This window comes from Actinomadura sp. NPDC047616 (genome assembly GCF_040642915.1).
Classification (GTDB): domain Bacteria; phylum Actinomycetota; class Actinomycetes; order Streptosporangiales; family Streptosporangiaceae; genus Spirillospora; species Spirillospora miaoliensis.
The window spans coordinates 419,888-439,567 of record NZ_JBEYTB010000007.1 but is presented as its reverse complement, the minus strand read 5'-3'; the positions used below and the strand labels follow the sequence as shown (position 1 = coordinate 439,567).

At 71.7% G+C, this 19,680-nt stretch carries 13 protein-coding genes; 10 read left to right on the top strand and 3 right to left on the bottom strand.

The genetic code is table 11. From position 1 onward, the window contains the following. Window positions 1-4 precede the first annotated feature (4 nt). A complete protein-coding gene (locus ABZ801_RS19775) occupies window positions 5-667 on the top strand; it encodes a ThuA domain-containing protein (protein WP_360699502.1) in 663 nt (220 codons plus the stop codon). A gap of 230 nt (window positions 668-897) precedes the next feature. On the opposite strand, the gene ABZ801_RS19770 is transcribed toward ABZ801_RS19775, so the two are convergent. Both ABZ801_RS19770 and ABZ801_RS19765 read right to left on the bottom strand, forming a co-directional pair. Then, the gene (locus tag ABZ801_RS19770; protein WP_344956064.1) at window positions 898-1,890 is read right to left on the bottom strand and encodes a hypothetical protein; all 993 of its coding nucleotides are present in this window, start codon (window positions 1,888-1,890) and stop codon (window positions 898-900) included. Continuing rightward, on the bottom strand, window positions 1,890-2,858 hold the full coding sequence (locus ABZ801_RS19765) for a SigE family RNA polymerase sigma factor (RefSeq protein ID WP_360699500.1): 969 nt from the start codon (window positions 2,856-2,858) through the stop codon (window positions 1,890-1,892). Before ABZ801_RS19765 ends, ABZ801_RS19770 begins: the two co-directional genes overlap by 1 nt. A 370-nt stretch (window positions 2,859-3,228) precedes the next feature. Between ABZ801_RS19765 and ABZ801_RS19760 the strand changes: the two genes are divergently transcribed. From ABZ801_RS19760 to ABZ801_RS19720, 9 genes are all read left to right on the top strand, one after another. Next, a complete protein-coding gene (locus tag ABZ801_RS19760; protein WP_360699498.1) occupies window positions 3,229-4,512 on the top strand; it encodes an extracellular solute-binding protein in 1,284 nt (427 codons plus the stop codon). After that, window positions 4,509-5,438 carry a sugar ABC transporter permease gene (locus ABZ801_RS19755; RefSeq protein ID WP_344956059.1) on the top strand — a complete coding sequence of 310 codons (930 nt, stop codon included), beginning with the start codon at window positions 4,509-4,511 and terminating at the stop codon, window positions 5,436-5,438. The genes ABZ801_RS19760 and ABZ801_RS19755 overlap by 4 nt, the downstream gene beginning before the upstream one ends. Further along, window positions 5,435-6,337, top strand: coding sequence for a carbohydrate ABC transporter permease (locus ABZ801_RS19750; protein ID WP_360699496.1), 903 nt, complete (start codon window positions 5,435-5,437; stop codon window positions 6,335-6,337). The genes ABZ801_RS19755 and ABZ801_RS19750 overlap by 4 nt, the downstream gene beginning before the upstream one ends. Further along, window positions 6,334-8,670 (top strand): alpha-xylosidase, encoded by a 2,337-nt coding sequence (gene yicI / locus ABZ801_RS19745; protein ID WP_360699494.1) that lies wholly within the window; start codon window positions 6,334-6,336, stop codon window positions 8,668-8,670. The genes ABZ801_RS19750 and yicI overlap by 4 nt, the downstream gene beginning before the upstream one ends. Then, window positions 8,667-10,046: a GH1 family beta-glucosidase gene (locus tag ABZ801_RS19740; protein ID WP_360699492.1), complete on the top strand. Its 1,380-nt coding sequence runs from the start codon at window positions 8,667-8,669 to the stop codon at window positions 10,044-10,046. Before yicI ends, ABZ801_RS19740 begins: the two co-directional genes overlap by 4 nt. Window positions 10,047-10,210: 164 nt before the next feature. Beyond that, window positions 10,211-11,224 (top strand): LacI family DNA-binding transcriptional regulator, encoded by a 1,014-nt coding sequence (locus ABZ801_RS19735; protein WP_360699489.1) that lies wholly within the window; start codon window positions 10,211-10,213, stop codon window positions 11,222-11,224. A gap of 289 nt (window positions 11,225-11,513) precedes the next feature. After that, window positions 11,514-14,549, top strand: a complete 3,036-nt coding sequence (locus tag ABZ801_RS19730; protein WP_360699487.1) for a glycoside hydrolase family 3 C-terminal domain-containing protein — start codon at window positions 11,514-11,516, stop codon at window positions 14,547-14,549. A 93-nt stretch (window positions 14,550-14,642) separates the two neighbouring features. Further along, window positions 14,643-17,537, top strand: coding sequence for a beta-galactosidase (locus tag ABZ801_RS19725; protein ID WP_360699485.1), 2,895 nt, complete (start codon window positions 14,643-14,645; stop codon window positions 17,535-17,537). Next, window positions 17,534-19,057, top strand: a complete 1,524-nt coding sequence (locus ABZ801_RS19720; protein ID WP_360699483.1) for an alpha-L-fucosidase — start codon at window positions 17,534-17,536, stop codon at window positions 19,055-19,057. Before ABZ801_RS19725 ends, ABZ801_RS19720 begins: the two co-directional genes overlap by 4 nt. 205 nt (window positions 19,058-19,262) lie before the next feature. Here ABZ801_RS19720 and ABZ801_RS19715 read toward each other — a convergent pair whose 3' ends face one another. Next, window positions 19,263-19,445 carry a hypothetical protein gene (locus tag ABZ801_RS19715; protein ID WP_360699481.1) on the bottom strand — a complete coding sequence of 61 codons (183 nt, stop codon included), beginning with the start codon at window positions 19,443-19,445 and terminating at the stop codon, window positions 19,263-19,265. Between the last annotated feature and the right edge of the window lie 235 nt (window positions 19,446-19,680).

The following is a 19,680-nucleotide window of genomic DNA, read 5'->3' as shown; positions in this document are numbered from 1 at the left end:
CGCCATGCCCAGGGTGCTCGTGTTCGCCAAGACCACCGGCTACCGTCACGACTCGATCCCCGCGGGGGCCGAGGCCGTCCGCGAACTGGGCGCCCGCAACGGCTTCACGGTGGACGTCACCGACGACACCGTGCTGTTCTCACCCGACATCCTGGCCCGCTACCGGGCGCTGGTGTTCCTCAGCACCACGGGGGAGCTGTTCGCCGACGCGCACCGGCGGGCGCTGGAGTCCTACGTGCGGGGCGGGGGCGGTTTCGCGGGCGTGCACGCCGCCGCCGACGCCGAGTACGACTGGCCCTTCTACGGCGAGCTGGTGGGGGCGCGGTTCGCGCACCACCCGCACGTGCAGCCCGCCACGATGCTCGTCCAGCACCACGACCATCCCGCCACGGCCCACCTGGGACGGACGTGGACGCGCACCGACGAGTGGTACGACTTCGCGTCCGCTCCAAGCGCGCGCGTCCGGGTGCTGCTGACCGTGGACGAGTCCAGCTACGAGGGCGCCCGCATGGGGGAGCCGCATCCGCTCGCCTGGTGCCACGACATCGATGACGGCCGTTGCTTCTACACCGCGCTCGGCCACACCGTCGAGTCGTTCGCCGAGCCGGAGTTCCGCGCCCACCTGCTGGGCGGCATCCTGTACGCGGCCCGTCTCGCGGGGGCCTGAACGTTGGCAGACCCCCCGCACCGGGGCAGGGTAGGGGCGCCGGTGCGGGGAGCCTTCATCGCCATAGTCGTCTGGGGCGCCCCAAGAGGTTGCCGCGGTTCCCCAGAACTTCTCGAGTGTGTTGACGCGGACGCGCGGAGTGTTTAACGTCGGCGGCAAGCGCTTTCCTTCTGGGAGGTGATGCGCGCACCGCAACGAGGGAACGCAAGCGTCTCCGCTCGTCGCCTGGGTCAGAAGTGGCCTTCGGCTGGGTCGGACGGGCCGTCCCGCACGGCCGCCCGCACCGAGTAGACGTCCTTGCCCGGATCGTGGGCGGCGGTCCGGCTGTACTGGGCCGCCAAGGTGTACGAGCCCGGCGACACGGTACGTCCGGGCAGCAGCGTCCACTTGTAGACGATGACGTCCGGCGTCGTCTCGATGGACGAACGGAAGTCGCCGTTGGGCAGCGACAGCCACGAGCCCGTGGACGACACGCGTTCGCCGCGCCGCACCCGGATGGTGACCGTCAGCGCGTGCAGCGGCTCGTGCACCCGCAGCACGACGTTGTTCTGCGCCCAGTACTCGTTGCTCCCGGAGTCCAGGGCGCCGCGCGCCGCGAACGGCGACTTCTCGGGACGCTCCGTGCGCCTGCCCTCGCCGGACGCGGAGCGCCGGGGCGGTGGCGAGGACTCGCTCTCGCCCCGTGAGGACGGTGCCGCCGGTGCGGTCCTGCCGGTCAGCGGGCTGCCGGCCGGCGTGGAGGAATCGGTGCCGGCGGGCGACTCGGGCTGGTTGCCGCTCCGCCCGGCCAATGGCAGCGCGGGGCCGGTGTCCCCTTCGTTGAATCCCCAGAACACCCCTGAGGTCAGGCCGACGACGCCCGCCGTGGCCAGGGACGCCACGCCCGCGCGCAGCCAGCGCCGCCTGGAGTCGTGCGGCGGCTCGGCCGCGTGACGGCCGCCGCGCCGTCCACCCTCGTGGCCGCCCACGCGCACCCCTTCGCGGCCGCCGCGCGCGCCCTCGTGGCCGCCCTCGGCGCCGTCCGCGTGCCCGTTTCCGGCGGGGTCGCCGGGGTGCGTGCCGCCCGCCGTGATCGTCTCGGCGGGACGGTCCATGGCCGCCTCGATCCGCGCCCAGATGCGTTCGCGGTCGGGCTCGTGCCGCTCGGCCTCGGCGTGCAGCCAGTCCCGCAGCCGGGCCAGGGACTCCTCGGTGCGCTCCGGATCGTTCCCTCGGCCCCCCATCACGCGCCCTCCTGCGGCCGTTCACCCGCCCGGACCGCACCCAACAGGACGCCGACCGCGCCGCGCCGCCACTGTGCCCCGCCGGGCCGCCCGCCGCCCGGCCGCCTGCCACCCGAGGCGGTCTCCTCCGGCCGTGCCGAACCGGTGAGCATCGCCCCCGGCCGCCGGTTCCCGGAGCGTCCGCCGTCGTCGCCGGACCGCCCGCCGTCACCGCCCGCGTCCGCGGGCCCGTTCTCCTTAGCATGCACGTCCGCGAGCCGCCTGTCCTCCTGATGGGCGTTCGCGCTCGGCTGCGGCCCGGCGCCGCGGCCCTCCCCGCCCGGCCGCTCCGCACGCGGCGACTCCGGGTCGCCGAGCGCCCGCTGCAACTCGGCGATGCCCTTGGAGGTCTGGCTCTTGACGGTGCCGACCGTGATGCCCAGCACCCGCGCGGTCTCCTTCTCCGACAGGTCGAAGGCGAACCGCAGCACCACGCAGGCGCGCTTGCGCTCGGGCAGCCGCTGCAGGGCGGCGCGCACGTCCAGCACGGCGGGCACGTCCGGCCCGTCGGCGTGCTCCTGCACGGTCGCGCCGAGCGCCGCCAGCCGGTCCCGCTCGCGCACCAGGGCGCGGATGCGGCTGTGGCACATGTTCAGCACGATCCGGCGGACGTAGGCCAGCGGATGCTCGGAGCTGCGCACCCGGTCCCAGCGGTGCCAGGCGGCGGCCAGGGCGTCGGCGGCCAGGTCGTCGGCCGAGTCGGGGTCGCCGAGCATCAGGTGCGCCAGCCGGGCCAGGTCGCGGTGGTGCCGCTCGAAGAACCGCCGGAACTCCAGGCGGAACGCCTCCTCGTCGCGCTCCTCCTCCGCCGCCGCCCCGCCCGCCTCCCCCGGCATCCCGCCCGGCTGTGCGGCCTCCTCGTCGTGCGTCCGGTCGCCGGACGCCATGTCGTCGGACGCCGGGTCGAACGTGTCGTCGGTGGACCTCATGAGGAGCACTCCCGCGCTTGCTGCGGCACGGCCGCCACCGCCTTCGGGTCGACTTGTCCTGATCATCCCTGGCTTCCGGGCGTCCGAGGGTAACAGCGGCGTGCCGCCGCGGCCGCCGGAACGGGGCCGGGCCGCCGATGCTGGGAGCGCTCCCATAGAAAACCCCTGGTCAGCTCGGGTACAAGGGATCTTTCGGTAACTCTCCTATTGTGTCCCAGGTCACGCGGGTCTACGATCCCACAATCGAAGCGCTTCGACACCCCTTTCGACACCCGCGTTCACGACCGAGCGTCCACCGGCCCGTCCGCGACCGGAACGTTCGCGTCGCCCGGCGCGGGGGCCGCGAGTTCCCACCCCCGGAGGAGCACCGATGAACAGACCAGGCAGGGGCACGGCGCTGCTGGCCGCGCTCGCCGCGGGCTCGCTGGCGCTGACCGCGTGCGGCGGCGGAGACGACCAGTCCAACCCCAACGAGCTGCGGCTGTGGCACTACGAGGCGCCCGACAGCGCCATGGGCGTGGCCTGGAACCAGGCCATCAAGGAGTTCGAGCAGACCCACCCCGGGGTGAAGGTCAAGTTCGAGGAGAAGGGCTTCGAGCAGATCCAGAAGACGGCGCCGATGGTGCTCAACTCCAACGACGCGCCCGACATCCTGGAGTACAACAAGGGCAACGCCACGGCCGGGCTGCTGTCCAAGCAGGGGCTGCTGGACGACATGTCCGCCGAGGTCGCCAAGCGCGGCTGGGACAAGATGCTCAGCCCGAACATCGCCGCCACGTCCAAGTACGACGCCAAGGGCACCATGGGTGGCGACAAGTGGTTCGGCATCCCCAACTACGCCGAGTACACGCTGATCTACTACAACAAGGACCTGTTCGACAAGCACGGTGTCAAGGTTCCGACCAGCTACGACGAGCTGGTGCGGGCGATGGACCAGTTCGTCGCCAAGGGCGTCACGCCGTTCACCAACGCGGGCGCCGAGGTCATGGCGCAGCACTTCATCTACCAGCTCGCCCTCGACAAGGCCGACCAGAGCTGGGTGGAGGCCTACCAGCGCTACACCGGCAAGGCCGACCTGACCGATCCGGCGTGGACGGCCGGGGCCACCACGTTCGCCGACTGGGTGAAGAAGGGCTACGTCGCCAAGAGCTCGGTCAGCCTGAAGGCCGAGGACGCCGGGGTGGCGTTCATGCAGGGCAAGTTCCCGATGATGTTCTCCGGCACCTGGTGGTTCGGCCGGGTGGTCAAGGAGGCCAAGTTCGACTGGGACACCATGGTGTGGCCGGGCGGGAAGATGACGGCCGGCTCCGGCGGGAACCTGTGGGTGGTCCCCAAGGGCTCCAAGAACAAGAAGCTGGCCTACGACTTCATCGACATCACGATGAAGAAGAACATCCAGAACGCCCTGGGCAACGCGGGCGGCGTGCCGGTCGCGGCCGACCCGGCGGCGATCACCGAGCCGAAGGCCAAGAAGCTCATCGAGAACTTCGACGACCTGGCCAGGAACAACGCGCTGGCGTTCTACCCGGACTGGCCCGTGCCGGGCTTCTACGACAAGTGGGTGTCGGCCGGGCAGAAGCTGATGAACGGCAGCTCGCCCGGCTCCGTCCTGGGTGACCTGCAGAAGGACTACGACAGCGGCGTGCCGAAGTGACCGAGCGGGCCCCGAAGCAGGCGGCTGCCCGTCACCGCGACAGCCGCCTGGCCTACCTGCCGTACCTCGTCCCCGGGGTGCTGCTGTTCGCAGGCGTCATCGGCGTGCCGTTCCTGATGAACCTCTACACCAGCTTCACCGAGTGGGAGGGCATCGGCACGCCGCGCTGGATCGGCCTGGACAACTACACCGAGCTGGCCGGGGACGGCGAGTTCTGGTCGTCGTTCCGCAACAACGTCCTGGTCATCGTGGGCATGGCGATCGCGCCGACCGCGGTCGGGCTGGTGCTGGCCGCCGTGCTCACCGACCTGATCGACCGGCACTTCGGGCCGCGCACCGCCAGCGTGCTGCGCGCCTGCGTCTACCTGCCGCAGGTGCTGCCGGTCGTCATCGCCGGGATCGTGTGGAGCTGGCTGCTCAACCCCGAGAACGGCGCGGTGAACGAGCTGCTGGACGCGGTCGGCCTGGGCTCGCTGGCGCACGACTGGCTCGGCGACCCGGGCACCGCCCTGTGGACGGTCATGGCCGTGATGGTGTGGGTGCAGATCGGGTTCCCGCTGGTGGTGTTCATGTCCGGGCTGCAGCGGGTGGACCCGTCCCTGTACGAGGCGGCCGAGATCGACGGCGCGTCCTGGGCGCGGCGGTTCCGGCACGTCACCGTGCCGCAGATCCGCCCGGAGATCTTCGTGGTGCTGCTGTGGACGACGATCGCCGCGCTCAAGGCGTTCGCGCACATCTTCGTGCTCACCAAGGGCGGGCCGGGCGGCGCGACGAACGTGCCGTCCTACTACTCCTACGTCAGCTTCTTCGAACGCACCGACGTCGGCTACGGCTCGGCCATCTCCACCGTGCTGACGCTGATCATCCTGGCCCTGACCGTGGTGTTCCTGCGGATGCAGAGCCGTGACCTGGGGGAGGAGCGGTGACGACGCTGACCACGAGCACGGCCGGGGCGCCGGCCGGCGAGGAGCGCGGCCCCGCGCGGCGGACCCGGCGGCGGCGCCGGCGCGGGCCGTCGGCGTACGCGGTGCTGATCGGCATGACCGCGCTGGCCGCGATCATGCTGATCCCGTTCGTGGTGGTGGTGTTCAACGCGCTGAAGTCGCCGGCCGAGTACACGGCCAACGGACCGCTGGCGCCGCCCGAGGGCGTGCACCTGCAGGGCGTGCGGGACTTCTGGGAACGCGTGGACTTCGGCCGGGTGCTGCTCAACAGCGCACTGATCAGCGGGTCGGTCGCGGTCGGCGCGGTGCTGCTGTCGGTGCTGAACGCCTACGCGCTGGGCATCGGCCGGGTCAAGGGCCGCATGTGGGTGCTGGTGGCGCTGCTGATGGCCAACACGCTGCCGCAGGAGGCGCTGGTCTACCCGCTGTTCTACCTGTCCAAGCAGTTCGGGCTGTACGACACCCGGCTCGGCGTGATCATCGTGTTCACCGTCATCCAGAGCGCGTTCGGCACCTACCTGCTGTCGTCGGTGCTGTCGACGTTCCCGCGGCCGCTGCTGGAGGCGGCGCGGATCGACGGCGCGGGCCGCCGGCAGATCCTGTGGCGGGTGGTGGTGCCGGTGGTGCGGCCCACCCTGTCGGTCCTGCTGGTGTTCTTCTTCATCTGGACCTGGAACGAGTTCCTCATCCCCATGGTCTTCCTGCAGTCCAACGACAATCAGACGGTCTCGGTCGCGCTCGGCGTGCTGCACGGGCAGCGGCTGATGGACGCCACCATGTCCAGCGCCGCGGCGCTGCTCGGGCTGATCCCGACCGTCGTCTTCTTCCTGATCTTCCAGCGCACGTTGTCGCGCGGGCTCACGGCTGGAGCCATCAAATGAAGTTCACCGACGGCTACTGGATGATGCGCGAGGGCGTGCGCGCGTCCTACCCGGCGGAGGTGCTCGACGTCGACGCCGGGACGGGCTCGTTCGTGGTGCACGCGCCCGTGCAGCGCATCCGGCACCGCGGCGATCTGCTCAAGGGCCCGGTGGTGACGCTGACCTGCTCCTCGCCCATGCGGGACGTCGTCGGCGTCACCGTCACCCACTTCGCCGGGGAGCGGGCGCCGCGTCCGGAGTTCGAGGTGGCCGCCGACCCCGACGTCGCCGCGACGGTGGCCGTGGACGACGACGCGGTCGCCCTCACCTCCGGCGACCTGACGGTGCGGGTGGCGCGCGGCGAGGAGTGGCGGGTGGAGTTCCTGGCCGGGGGACGGCGGCTGACCGGCAGCGGCTCCAAGGCCATGGCGTTCATCGACACCGACGACGGCCGCCACTACGTGCGCGAACAGCTCGACCTGGGCGTCGACCACTTCGTCTACGGGCTCGGGGAGCGGTTCGGGCCGCTGGTCAAGAACGGCCAGTCGGTCGACATCTGGAACGCCGACGGCGGCACCGCCAGCGAGCAGGCGTACAAGAACGTGCCGTTCTTCCTGACCAACGCCGGGTACGGGGTGTTCGTCGACCATCCGGGCCGGGTGTCGTTCGAGGTGGCGTCGGAGGCCGTGGCCCGCGCGCAGTTCAGCGTCGAGGGCCAGTCGATGCGCTACTACCTGATCTACGGGCCGACGCCCCGGGAGATCCTGCGCAAGTACACGGCGCTGACGGGCCGTCCGGCGCGCGTGCCGGACTGGTCGTACGGGCTGTGGCTGTCCACCTCGTTCACCACCTCCTACGACGAGGAGACCGTCACCTCGTTCATCGAGGGCATGGCGCGGCGGGACCTGCCGCTCAGCGTCTTCCATTTCGACTGCTTCTGGATGCGCGAGTTCCAGTGGTGCGACTTCGAGTGGGATCCGCGGGTGTTCCCCGACCCGCCGGGCATGCTGCGCCGCCTGAAGGACCGCGGGCTGCGGATCTGCGTGTGGATCAACCCCTACATCGGGCAGCGGTCCCCGCTGTTCGAGGAGGGCAGGGCGCGCGGCTACCTGCTGACGCGGCCGAACGGGGACGTGTGGCAGTGGGACAAGTGGCAGCCGGGCTGCGCGGTCGTCGACTTCACCAACCCGGAGGCCCGCGAGTGGTACGCCGCCAAGCTGGACGCGCTGCTGGACATGGGCGTGGACTGCTTCAAGACCGACTTCGGCGAGCGCATCCCCACCGACGCGGTGTTCTTCGACGGCTCCGACCCCGAGCGCGCCCACAACTACTACACCTACCTCTATAACCAGACGGTTTTCGAGTTGCTGCGCAAGCGGCGGGGCGAGGCCGAGGCGGTGGTGTTCGCCCGGTCCGCCACGGTGGGCGGGCAGCGTTTCCCGGTGCACTGGGGCGGCGACTGCGAGTCGACGTTCGAGGCGATGGGGGAGAGCCTGCGCGGCGGCCTGTCGCTGGGCCTGTCCGGGTTCGGGTACTGGAGCCACGACATCGGGGGCTTCGAGGGGACGCCCGACCCCGCCCTGTTCAAACGGTGGATCGCGTTCGGTCTGCTGTCGTCGCACAGCCGCCTGCACGGCAGCCACTCCTACCGGGTGCCGTGGCTGTTCGACGAGGAGTCGGTGGACGTCCTGCGCGACTTCACCCGGCTGAAGATGCGGCTGATGCCCTACCTGGCGGGCGCGGCGCGGCAGGCGTACGGCGAGGGACTGCCGATGATGCGCGCGATGGTGCTGGAGTTCCCCGGCGACCCGGCCTGCACGCACCTGGAACGGCAGTACATGCTGGGCGACGACCTGCTCGTCGCGCCGGTCTTCTCCGCCGACGGCCAGGTCGCCTACTACGTGCCCGACGGCGTGTGGACGCACTACCTGACGGGCGAGAAGGTGCAGGGCGGGCGCTGGGTGCGCGAGCGGCACGGCTTCGACAGCCTGCCGCTGCTGGTGCGGCCCGGCGCCGTGATCCCCGAGGGCGCCGTGGACGACCGGCCCGACTACGACCACGCCGACGGCGTGACGCTGCGGGTGTACGAGCTCCCCGACGGCGCCCGCGTCACCACCGAGATCCCCGCCCCGGCCGGCGGGGGGACCGCCGCGTCGTTCGTCACCTCCCGGGACGGCGCGGCGGTCCGGGTGACGGCCGAGTTCACCGGCGGCGCGGACGTGTCGTGGAACGTGCTGCTGGCCGGTGTGCGGTCCGTCGCCCGCGTGGAGGGCGGCACGGCGGCCGAGCACGAGCAGGGCACGCTCGTGCACGCCGCCGGCCCGCAGATCGCCATCACCCTGGAGGACCGATGACCTTCCCCGACGACTTCCTGTGGGGCGCGGCGACCGCGTCGTACCAGATCGAGGGCGCCGCCGCCGAGGACGGCCGCACCCCGTCCATCTGGGACACCTTCAGCCACACCCCGGGCCGCGTGCTCGACGGCGACACCGGCGACGTGGCCACCGACCACTACCACCGGTGGCGCGAGGACGTGGCGGCCATGGCCGAGCTGGGCCTGAAGGCGTACCGCTTCTCCGTCTCCTGGTCGCGGGTGCTGCCCGAGGGGCGGCTCAACCCGCTCGGCATCGGCTTCTACTCGCGCCTGGTTGACGCGCTGCTCGAACACGGCATCGCCCCCGTCGTCACCCTCTACCACTGGGACCTGCCCCAGGAGCTGGAGGACGCGGGCGGCTGGCCCCGGCGCGACACCGCGTACCGTTTCGCCGAGTACGCCGCCCGCGTCGGCCAGGCGCTCGGCGACCGCGTCCACACCTGGACGACGCTGAACGAGCCGTGGTGCTCGGCGTTCCTCGGCTACGCCTCGGGCGTGCACGCGCCGGGCCGGACGGAACCGGTGGCCGCGCTGGCCGCGGCGCACCACCTCAACCTGGCGCACGGCCTGGCCAACCGGGCGCTGCGCGACGTGGTGGCGCCGTCGGCGCGGCATTCGGTCACCCTCAACCTGCACCACCTGCGCGGCGAGCCGGAGGCGGTGCGCAAGGTGGACGCGGTCGCCAACCGGATCTTCCTCGGCCCGATGCTCGGCGGCGGCTACCCGGGCGACCTGCTGGACGACACCGCCGCGCTCACCGACTGGTCGTTCGTCCGCGACGGCGACGAGAAGACCGCCGCGGCGCCGCTGGACATGCTCGGCGTCAACTACTACAACCCCACCCGGGTGCGGCGGTGGGACGGCACGTCCCCGCGCGAGACCGACGACGGCCACCGCGACGGCGCCGCCACCCCCTTCGTCGGCTGCGAGGACGTGGAGTTCCCGCGCCAGCCCGGCCCGTACACCGCGATGGGCTGGCCGATCGACGCCACCGGACTGACCGAGATGCTGCTGCGGCTGCACCGCGACCATCCCGGGGTGCCGTTGGTGGTCACCGAGAACGGCGCCGCGTTCGACGACGAGGTCGACCGGGACGGCCGCGTCCACGACGACCGCCGCGTCGCCTACCTGCGCGACCACATCGCCGCGGTGCGCGCCGCGATGGACGCCGGGGCCGACGTGCGCGGCTACTTCGCCTGGTCGCTGCTGGACAACTTCGAGTGGGCCTACGGCTACTCCAAGCGGTTCGGCCTCATCCACGTCGACTACCCCACCGGCCGCCGGACCTGGAAGGACAGCGCCCGCTGGTACCGGGACCTCATCGCGGCGGGCGGCGCCCCCGCCGGCACCCCGTGACCACGGCCGACGCCGTCGCCGCCGCGCGGGTGCCCCGGCGGGCGCTCGGGGCGGTGGCGGCGCCGGCGGCCGGGCCGCTGCCGCGCGGCCGGGAGCCGCCGTGAACCGGCCGCTATCCTCTCCAGAATCGAATCGCTTCACATATCCGCAGACGAGGACGGCACGTGGTAAAGATCACTGACGTGGCGCGCCATGCCGGGGTGTCCCCGAGCACGGTCTCCTACGTGCTGAGCGGAAAGCGCTCGATCTCGGCCGAGACCCGCGAGCGGGTGCTGGCCAGCATCCGCCAGCTCGGCTACCGGCCGCACGCGGGCGCCCGCGCGCTGGCCAGCAGCCGGTCCAACGTGGTGGCGCTGATGATCCCGCTGCGCAGCGGCATCCACGTGCCCGTGGTCATGCAGTTCGCCGTCGCCGCCGTCACCACCGCCCGGCGGCACGACCACGACGTGCTGCTGCTCACCCAGGAGGAGGGCGTGGACGGGCTGCGCCGGGTGGCCGACAGTGCGCTGGTGGACGCGCTGATCGTGATGGACGTGCAGATGGACGACCCGCGCGTCCCGCTGCTGCGCACCCTGGACCGGCCCAGCGTGCTCATCGGGTTCCCGGCCGACGCGTCCGGCCTGACCTGCATCGACCTGGACTTCCGCGCCGCCGCCGAGGCGTGCGTGCGGCACCTGGCCGAGCTGGGGCACCGCTCGGTGGCGCTGGTCGGCTCGCCGCCGGAGGTCTACCGGAGGCGCAGCGGCTACGCCGAACGCGTCGCCGAGGGCTTCCACGCGGCGGTGGCCGAGCGCGGCATGACCGGCGCGCTGCACCCCTGCGAGGCCACCGCCGACGCGGCCCGCGCGCTGGCCGCCCGGCTGCTGGCCGACGCCCACGGGCCGACCGCGGTGGTGGTGCACAACGAGCCGATCGTCGACCCGCTGGTGCGGGCGTTCCGCGCCGCCGGCCGGCGCGTCCCCGACGACCTGTCGGTGGTCGCGATCTGCCCCGACGAGGTGGCCGAGCACGCCGAGCAGCCGCTGACGTCCGTCGCCGTCCCGGCCGAGGAGGTGGGGCGGCAGGCGGTCGAGCTGCTCATGGCCAAGCTGGAGGGCGACCGGGTGCCCGCCGCCACCCTGGTGCCGCCCCGGCTGACCGCGCGGGCCAGCAGCGCGCCCGCGCCTGTCCCGTCCTGACCGATCTCCCGCTCGCTCACCGCTCGATCCGCTCACCGCTAGGAGGACCTGGGACAAGCGATCCCGTCGGCTAATCGAAGCGCTTCGATTTCGCCGGTGCGGACGGCGCGGGCGGCGCCGCCGGACCCGGACGTCGAACGCCGACACGACCGAACACAACCGCACGTAACCGAACACAACCGCACGTAACCGAACACAACCGCACGTAACCGAACACAACCGCACACAACCGCACACCTCGGGGGATGGGGCCGAATTTCCTGATCGTCGCACGAGTCGAGGAGGCGTGGTGCCGATCACCCGTCCATGGTCGTCCAGACGTACCCGTTCGCCCGGCCGCTTCCGGCGGCCGCTGATCCCCGTGGTCGCCGCGGCCCTGACCGCCGTCACCGGGGTCGCCTCGGTGGGGCTGACCGCCGCACCGGCGGCCGCGCGCGACACCCTGCCGTTCCGCGATCCCCGCCTGCCGGTGGACGCGCGGGTCGAGGACCTGCTCAAGCGGCTGACGCTCGACGAGAAGGTGTCGCTGCTGCACCAGTACCAGCCGGCCATCCCGCGGCTGGGCATCAAGCGGTTCAAGACCGGCACCGAGGCCCTGCACGGCCTGGCCTGGTCCACCGACGTCAACGCGGGCGGCGCGGTGCGCACCGCCACCGCGACCGTCTTCCCGCAGTCGGTGGGCCTGGGCGCCACCTGGAACCCGGACCTGCTGAAGAAGGTCGGGTCGGCGGTCGGCGACGAGGCCCGCGGCTACAACAAGGAGAACTCCGACGTCTGGGGCCTGCAGCTGTGGGCGCCGGTGGTGAACCTGCTGCGCGACCCGCGCTGGGGCCGCAACGAGGAGGGCTACTCCGAGGACGCCCTGCTCACCGGCGCCCTGGCCACCGCGTACGGCAAGGGCGTCCAGGGCGAGGACGGCAGGTACCTCAAGGCCGCGCCGGTGCTCAAGCACTACATGGCCAACAACAACGAGGTCCGCCGCGACCAGACCAACTCCAGCCTGCGCCCCCGGGTGAAGAAGGAGTACGACGAGGTCCCGTTCAAGCTGCCGTTGCAGGCCGACGCGGCGACCGGCGTCATGACGGCCTACAACCTCGTCAACGGGCGTCCCGCCACGGCGCACTCCGACGTCAACGACCTGGTGCGCAAGTGGGCCACCAAGCCGCTGTTCAACGTCACCGACGCGGGCGGCCCCAACAACCTGGTCAACTCCCAGCGGTACTACGGCACGCTGGCCGAGGCCGACGCCGCCACCATCAAGGCGGGCGTGGACAGCTTCACCGTAGACGACACCAACTCGTCCATCACGATCAACGCCGTCAAGGAGGCGCTGTCCAAGGGCCTGCTGGCCGAGTCCGACGTCGACCGGGCCGTGCGGCACATCCTGAACCTGCGGGTGCGGCTCGGCGAGTTCGACCCGGACGGCGGCCCGTACGGCCGGATCGGCAAGAACGTCGTCGACAGCCCCGCGCACCGCGCCCTGGCCCGGCAGGCGGCCACCGAGCAGATGGTCCTGCTGAAGAACCAGGGCAGGACGCTGCCGCTCGACGCGGGCCGGACCAAGAAGGTCGCCGTCGTCGGCCCGCTCGCCGACACGCTCTACACCGACTGGTACTCCGGCGCCCTGCCGTACCGGGTGACGCCGCTGGACGGCATCAAGAACCGCCTGGGCAGCAGGGGCACCGTCGCGGGCACCGAGGCCGCCGACCGCGTCGCGCTCAAGGACGCCGCCACCGGCCGCTACATCACCGGCGGCGGCACGGCCGAGGGAGACTTCCTCAGGCTGGGCGCCACCACCGCCGACGCCACCACCCAGTTCGACGTGTTCGACTGGGGGCAGGGCAAGCTCACCCTGCGCAACGTCGCCAACGGGAAGATCGTGGGCCGGTCGGGCGACAACTTCAAGAACGACCAGGCGCAGCCGAACGGCTGGTTCGTCCAGCAGATGTTCGACCTGGAGAAGCAGGACGACGGGTCCTACCTGGTCCGCTACACCGGCTACGAGAAGGACGAGAGCTGGGGCGAGCCCGACAAGAACTACCTGAAGGCCGCCGCCGACGGGCGGCTGGCGCTGGGCACCAAGGCCGAGGCCGCCCGCTTCACCCGCGAGGTGCTGCGCAGCGGCGTGGACGAGGCGGTCAAGGCCGCCACCGGCGCGGACGCCGCCGTCGTGGTCGTCGGCAGCATGCCGTTCATCAACGGCCGGGAGGCCCACGACCGCACCTCCATGGCGCTGGCCGGGGCCCAGTCCGAGCTGGTCAAGGCCGTGCGCAAGGCCAACCCCAACACGGTCGTGGTGGTGGAGAACAGCTACCCGACCACCCTCAACTGGGAGCAGGACAACGTCCCGGCCCTGCTGTGGACCAGCCACGCGGGCGCCGAGACCGGCAACGCCCTGGCCTCGGTGCTGTTCGGTGACGCCGGCCCGTCCGGGCGGCTGCCGCAGACCTGGTACCGGTCGGACAAGGACCTGCCCGACATCCTCGACTACGACATCATCAAGAACGACCGCACGTACCTGTACTTCAAGGGCAAGCCGCTGTACCCGTTCGGGTACGGGCTGTCGTACTCCTCGTTCCGGTACGGCACGCCGAAGCTCAGCGCGCACTCGGTCGCGGCGAACGGCACGGTGAAGGTCGCCGTCCCCGTCACCAACACCGGCAAGCGCACCGCCGACGAGGTCGTCCAGCTCTACACCCACCAGAAGTCCTCGCGGGTGAAGCAGCCGGTCAAGCAGCTGCGCGCGTTCGAGAAGGTGCGGCTGGCGCCCGGCCAGACGAAGACCGTGACGCTCACCCTGCGCGCCGCCGACCTCGGCCACTGGGACGTCACCCGTAACAAGTGGACGGTCGACAAGGCCGCGCACGACGTGCTGATCGGGGCGTCGTCGGCCGACATCCGGCAGCGCGCCGCGCTGAAGGTCCGCGGCGAGACGATCCCCGCCCGCGACCTGGCCAAGTCCACCCGCGCCGCCGACTTCGACGACCAGCAGGGCGCCGAGCTGGTCGACGAGTCCAAGGTGCGCGGCGACGCGGTCGGCGCGGGCTCCGGCGACTGGATCTCCTTCGCCGGCGCCGTCCTCGGCCGCGGCGTGACGGGGATCACGGCGCGGGCGTCCCGCGCGGACGTGGGCGACGCGACGATCGAGGTCCGGCTCGGCGGGCCGGACGGCCGCCGCGCCGGGACGATCACCGTCCCGTCCACCGGCGACAGGTACGCCTACCGGGACCTCACCGCGTCGATCTCCGGCGCCACCGGACGCCAGGACGTGTACCTGGTGTTCCGCGGCGACGTGCGGCTGAGCTCCTTCTCCTTCACCAGGTAATCCGCCGATCCACGGACGGCGCCCCGCCGCCTCGCGCGGGGCGGGGCGCCGTCCGTCTCCTCCGGCTCCACCCCCTCCTGGAAGGACGCCGACATGCCAGGAAGTCCCCGAACGAAGCTCACCGTCCTGCTCGCCGCGTTCGCGGCGGCGGGCGGCCTCTGGGCGCCCACCGGCGCCGCCGCCACCGAGAAGACAGCCGAAACAGTGACCGCCGGGAAACCCGCGCACCGCGTCACCTACGACCGGTACTCGATGATGGTCGACGGCAGGCGCGTGCTGCTGTGGAGCGGCGAGTTCCACTACTTCCGCCTGCCCAGCCCCGACCTGTGGCGGGACGTGCTGGAGAAGATCAAGGCCGCCGGGTTCAACGGCGTGTCGCTGTACTTCCACTGGGGCTACCACTCGCCCGCGCCCGGCGTGTACGACTTCACCGGCGTCCGCGACGTCGACCGGCTCCTGCGGATGACCGAGGAGGCGGGCCTGTACGTCGTCGCGCGTCCCGGCCCGTACATCAACGCCGAGACCACCGGCGGCGGCTTCCCCGCCTGGCTGAAGAACGTGCCGGGACGCGCCCGCTCCAGCGACCCCGGCTACACCCGCGCCTACCGCGAGTGGCTGTCGCACATCAACCCGATCATCGCCCGGCACCAGCTCACGCGCGGCGGCTCGGTGATCGCCTACAACGCCGAGAACGAGTACGCCGCCAACACCGACGCCGCCTACATGGAGGACGTCCAGAAGCAGGCGCGGGCCGCCGGCATCGACGTGCCCATCACCCACAACCAGTGCTGCGACGCGTCGTGGACGCCGACGTGGGCGTCCGGGCAGGGAGCGGTGCAGATCCCCGGCGTGGACGACTACCCGCAGGCGTTCGAGTGCCGCGAGCCGGACGTGTGGGGCACCTGGGGCGAGGGCGTCACCGAACGGCTCAGCGACGACGCCCCCGTGTACGCGGCCGAGTACCAGGCCGGGGCGATCGACGGCAACAAGGCCGGGTACGAGGGCTGCCGCGAGCTGACCGGCCCGAGCTTCATGAAGGTGTACTACAAGTCGAACCTGATCACCTCGGGCGCGACGATGTTCGGCTACTACATGTCGTTCGGCGGCACCAACTGGGGCCGCCTCGCCCAGCCCAACGACGTCTACACCTCCTACGACTACGGCGCCGCCATCACCGAGAACCGGCAGCTCACCGGCAAGTACGACGAGTTCAAGCGGCAGGGGCTGTTCACCACCACGGTCGCGCCGCTGACCAAGACCGACCCGGCGGCCGCGCCGTCGTCCGACGACGCCGCCGTGCACACCGAGGCCCGCGCCAACCCCGACACGCGCACGCAGTTCGTGCTCGTCCGGCATCCCGACCGCAAGACCGACGCCGACGCGTCCGCCACCCTCACGTGGAACGCGCCGGACGGCACCTACCTCGTCCCGGTGCGGGTGAAGGGACGTGACGCCAAGGTGCTGGTCGCCGGGTACGACATGGGCGGCCAGCGCCTGGCGGTCTCCAGCTCCGAACTGCTCACCCACACCACCGCCGACGGACGCGACGTCGCCGTGCTCTACGGCACTGAGGACGTTCCTGGCATGACGGTGCTGCGCTACGCGTCCAAGCCGACCGTCAAGGTGCTGGACGGCGACGTCCGCGCCACCTACGACGCCAGGGGAGACCTGCGGCTCGACTACACCCACAAGGGGCTGGCCCGCGTGCTGGTCACGGGCGGGGGACGGCGGCCGCTGCTGCTCTTGCTCGGCACCGAGGCCGAGGCCGCGAAGTTCTGGAAGTCGGGAGACGTCCTGGTGCGCGGCGGTTCGCTGGTGCGATCCGCCCGCGTCACGGGCGACACCGTCCACCTGCGCGCCGACACCGACAGGGCCGCCGACATCGAGGTGTTCACGAACGCGTCCCGCATGACCGTGAACGGCGCCCCCGTCCCGACCCGAAACACCTCCGACAGCACGGTGATCGGCCGCGTGCCAGGGCCCGCCAAGGTCCGGCTGCCCGAGCTCACCGGCTGGCGCACGGCCTCCGAGGCGCCCGAGGCCGCCCCCGGCTTCGACGACCGGACCTGGACCGTCGCCGACCGCACCACCACCGTCAGCCCCATCAAGCCGAAGACCCTGCCCGTCCTGTACGCCGACGACTACGGCTACCACCACGGCCACGTCTGGTACCGGGGCCGCTTCACCGCCACCGGCGAGGAGAGCGAGGTGCGGCTGAACGCCATCACCGGCAAGGGCGGCATCTACCAGGTGTGGCTCAACGGCCGCTACCTGGGCTCGGCCGCGGGCGGCGAGCAGAAGGACTCCGACGCCCCCATCAACCCCGACCCCGGCCCCGGGAACTTCACCGTCCCGTCCGGGCTGCTGAGGAAGGGCGAAACAGCCGTACTGTCCGTCCTGGTCGAGAACATGGGCCACAACGACGACTGGACGGCCGAGGACACCCGGCAAAAGCAGCCGCGCGGCCTGGTCGGCGCGTCCGTCGCCGGCGCCGGCCCGATCGCCTGGAAGATCCAGGGCACGGCGAAGACCGACCGCGTCCGCGGCCCGCTCAACAACGGCGGCCTGTACGGCGAGCGCACCGGCCGGCACCTGCCCGGCTTCGCCGACCGTTCGTGGACGCCGGCGTCCCCGGCCGCGCGCCAGGTCGGCCCGGGCGTGACGTGGTTCCGCAGCGGCTTCCGGCTCGACCTGCCCAAGGGCCACGACGTCCCGCTGACCCTGCGTTTCGGCGGCGGAAACGGCGCGAAACACCGCGTGCTGATCTACGTCAACGGCTGGAACCTCGGCGAGTACGTCACCGGGGGACCGCAGCGCGACTTCACCCTGCCCGCCGGCATCCTGCGGCAGCGCGGCGCCAACACCCTCGCCCTCGCCGTGGTCGCCGAAGGTCAGGCCACGGTCGGCCCGATCAGCCTGAACGCCGTGGCCGCCCATCGCGGCGGCGTCCCCGTCAACGACGTCCCCTCACCCGGGAGGACCTCATGACGCAGCTCAACCGCCGCACCTTCCTCGGCGCGGCCACCGCCACCGCCGGAGCCGCCACGCTCCTCGGCGCGCCCGCCCCCGCCCAGGCGACGATCGGGTCGCGGGGCAACCGCTACGCCCTGCAGAAGCGTTTCGTCGACTGGCGCTTCGGCATGTTCCTGCACTACAACATGGGCACCTACCACGACGCCGAATGGGTGGAGCCCGAACAGGACCCGCAGTCCTTCAACCCCACCCGCCTCGACTGCGGCCAGTGGGCGGACGCGGCCAAGTCCGCAGGCATGAAGTTCGGGGTGCTGACCGCGAAACACCACGACGGCTTCTGCCTATGGCCGTCCAAGCACACCTCCTACTCGGTGGCGTCCAGCCCGGCACGGGGACGCGACATCGTGCGTGAGTACGTCCAGGCATTCCGCTCGCGCGGCCTGGCACCCTGCCTGTACTTCTCGATCTGGGACCGGACGAACGGCGTCGGCCCCACCGGCTTCGACGACCGTCCGCCCATCACCCCCGAGGCGATCGCGTTCGTCAGGAACCAGCTCACCGAGCTGCTCACCGGCTACGGGCCCATCCCGCTGCTGATCTTCGACGGCTGGGCCTGGCACTGGGCGTTCGGCCACCAGTCGCTGCCGTTCCACGAGATCCGCGAGCACGTGGCGTCACTGCAGCCCGACTGCCTGGTCCTCGACCTGAACGGGCTGAGCGTCCCCTGGCACTCGGAACTGCTGTTCATCGAGGAGACCAAGGGCGGGGTGTTCTGCCCGCCCGGCAACCTCTACGCCGCCTCCCAGGGGCAGACGATCGCCCCGGCGGGCTGGTTCTGGCACCCGTCGACGCCGACGAACCTCCTCGGCGTCGAGCAGATCGTCGACGGTCACCTCAGAACACTCGAAGCCCGGTACTGCACCTTCATCCTCAACTGCCCGCCCAACCCGCAGGGCCTGCTGGACGACACCGTCGTCCAGACCCTCCGCGACGTGGGACGACGCTGGAGCCCCGACCGGACCCGCCCGCCGCTCCCACCCCAACCCGACGCGATCATGCACCCGCTCACCCCGGCAGCGGCCACCGCCACCAGCGGTGACGCCACCCGGGCCGTGGACGGCCACAGCGACTTCGGCTGGAACGGCCAAGCCGACCAAACACTGTGGACGTCCGACACCGCCCCCACCAAGACGTCCCCGCAATCCGTCACCCTCGACCTGGGGCGCGTCTACTCCGGCATCGACGTCCTCACCTACCTGCCCCGCCAGGACACCCGCACGGACTTCGTCCTGGAGGACTTCCACACCGACGGCAACATCACGTCCTACCGGATCACGGTAAGCACCAACGGCAGCACCTTCCGCCCCGTCGCCCAAGGCGACTGGCCGGCCGACCACACCCTGAAACAGATCACCTTCCGCCCCTCCACCGCCCGCCACATCCGCCTGGAGGCCCTGGCGGCGTCCGGCAACACCCCGGCCACCGCCAGCGAAATCGGCTGCGGCGGCCTCACCACCCGCCCCCGCCCGCTGTAACCGGCAGGCCGATGAGACGCCGTTCCGCGCGGGGCGACGGCCCTTGGCCGTGTAGACCAGCCTGCGGGAATCCGGCGGCCGGTGCCCGGGGAGGACGGGGTGTCTCTGCGGCGGCCCGGCGCCACGCCGGACCGCCGCAGCTCTGAAGCCGCGGCACCTCGCCTTTCGATGCCCGTGGCAGACGCCGTGTCCTTGTACGTCGAGTTCAGGCAGGTTTAACGACCTCTGCTTCGCAGGCGAGGCACATCAGTGTGTGCTCCACCACGTGGCCCTGCTCGAACCGCTGACCCAACTCGACGGCGTACTCGTCGCACTCAGGGCACGTCCAAGGGCCGGGCTCGCCCTGCTTCGCCGAACGGATGATGTGATTCCACTCATCGTCACTCATCCCGGGATCCTACGGCTCTCCGGAGCGTCGGCTGAGGCTGAGATGCCGGCTCCCATGAGCGACGGCCTCGTGTACGTCGACCTGGCGGGCGGTCCTTGCGATGGTGGGACGCTTCCGGTCCGTCTCCGGCCCGGAACCCACCGCGGAATGATCTCGGGGGCCGATCATGTGAGGCCCCAGTCGGCCTGTAGTGCATAGGCACCAGGACACGTGAGTGGCTGGTCCGGGTGCACCA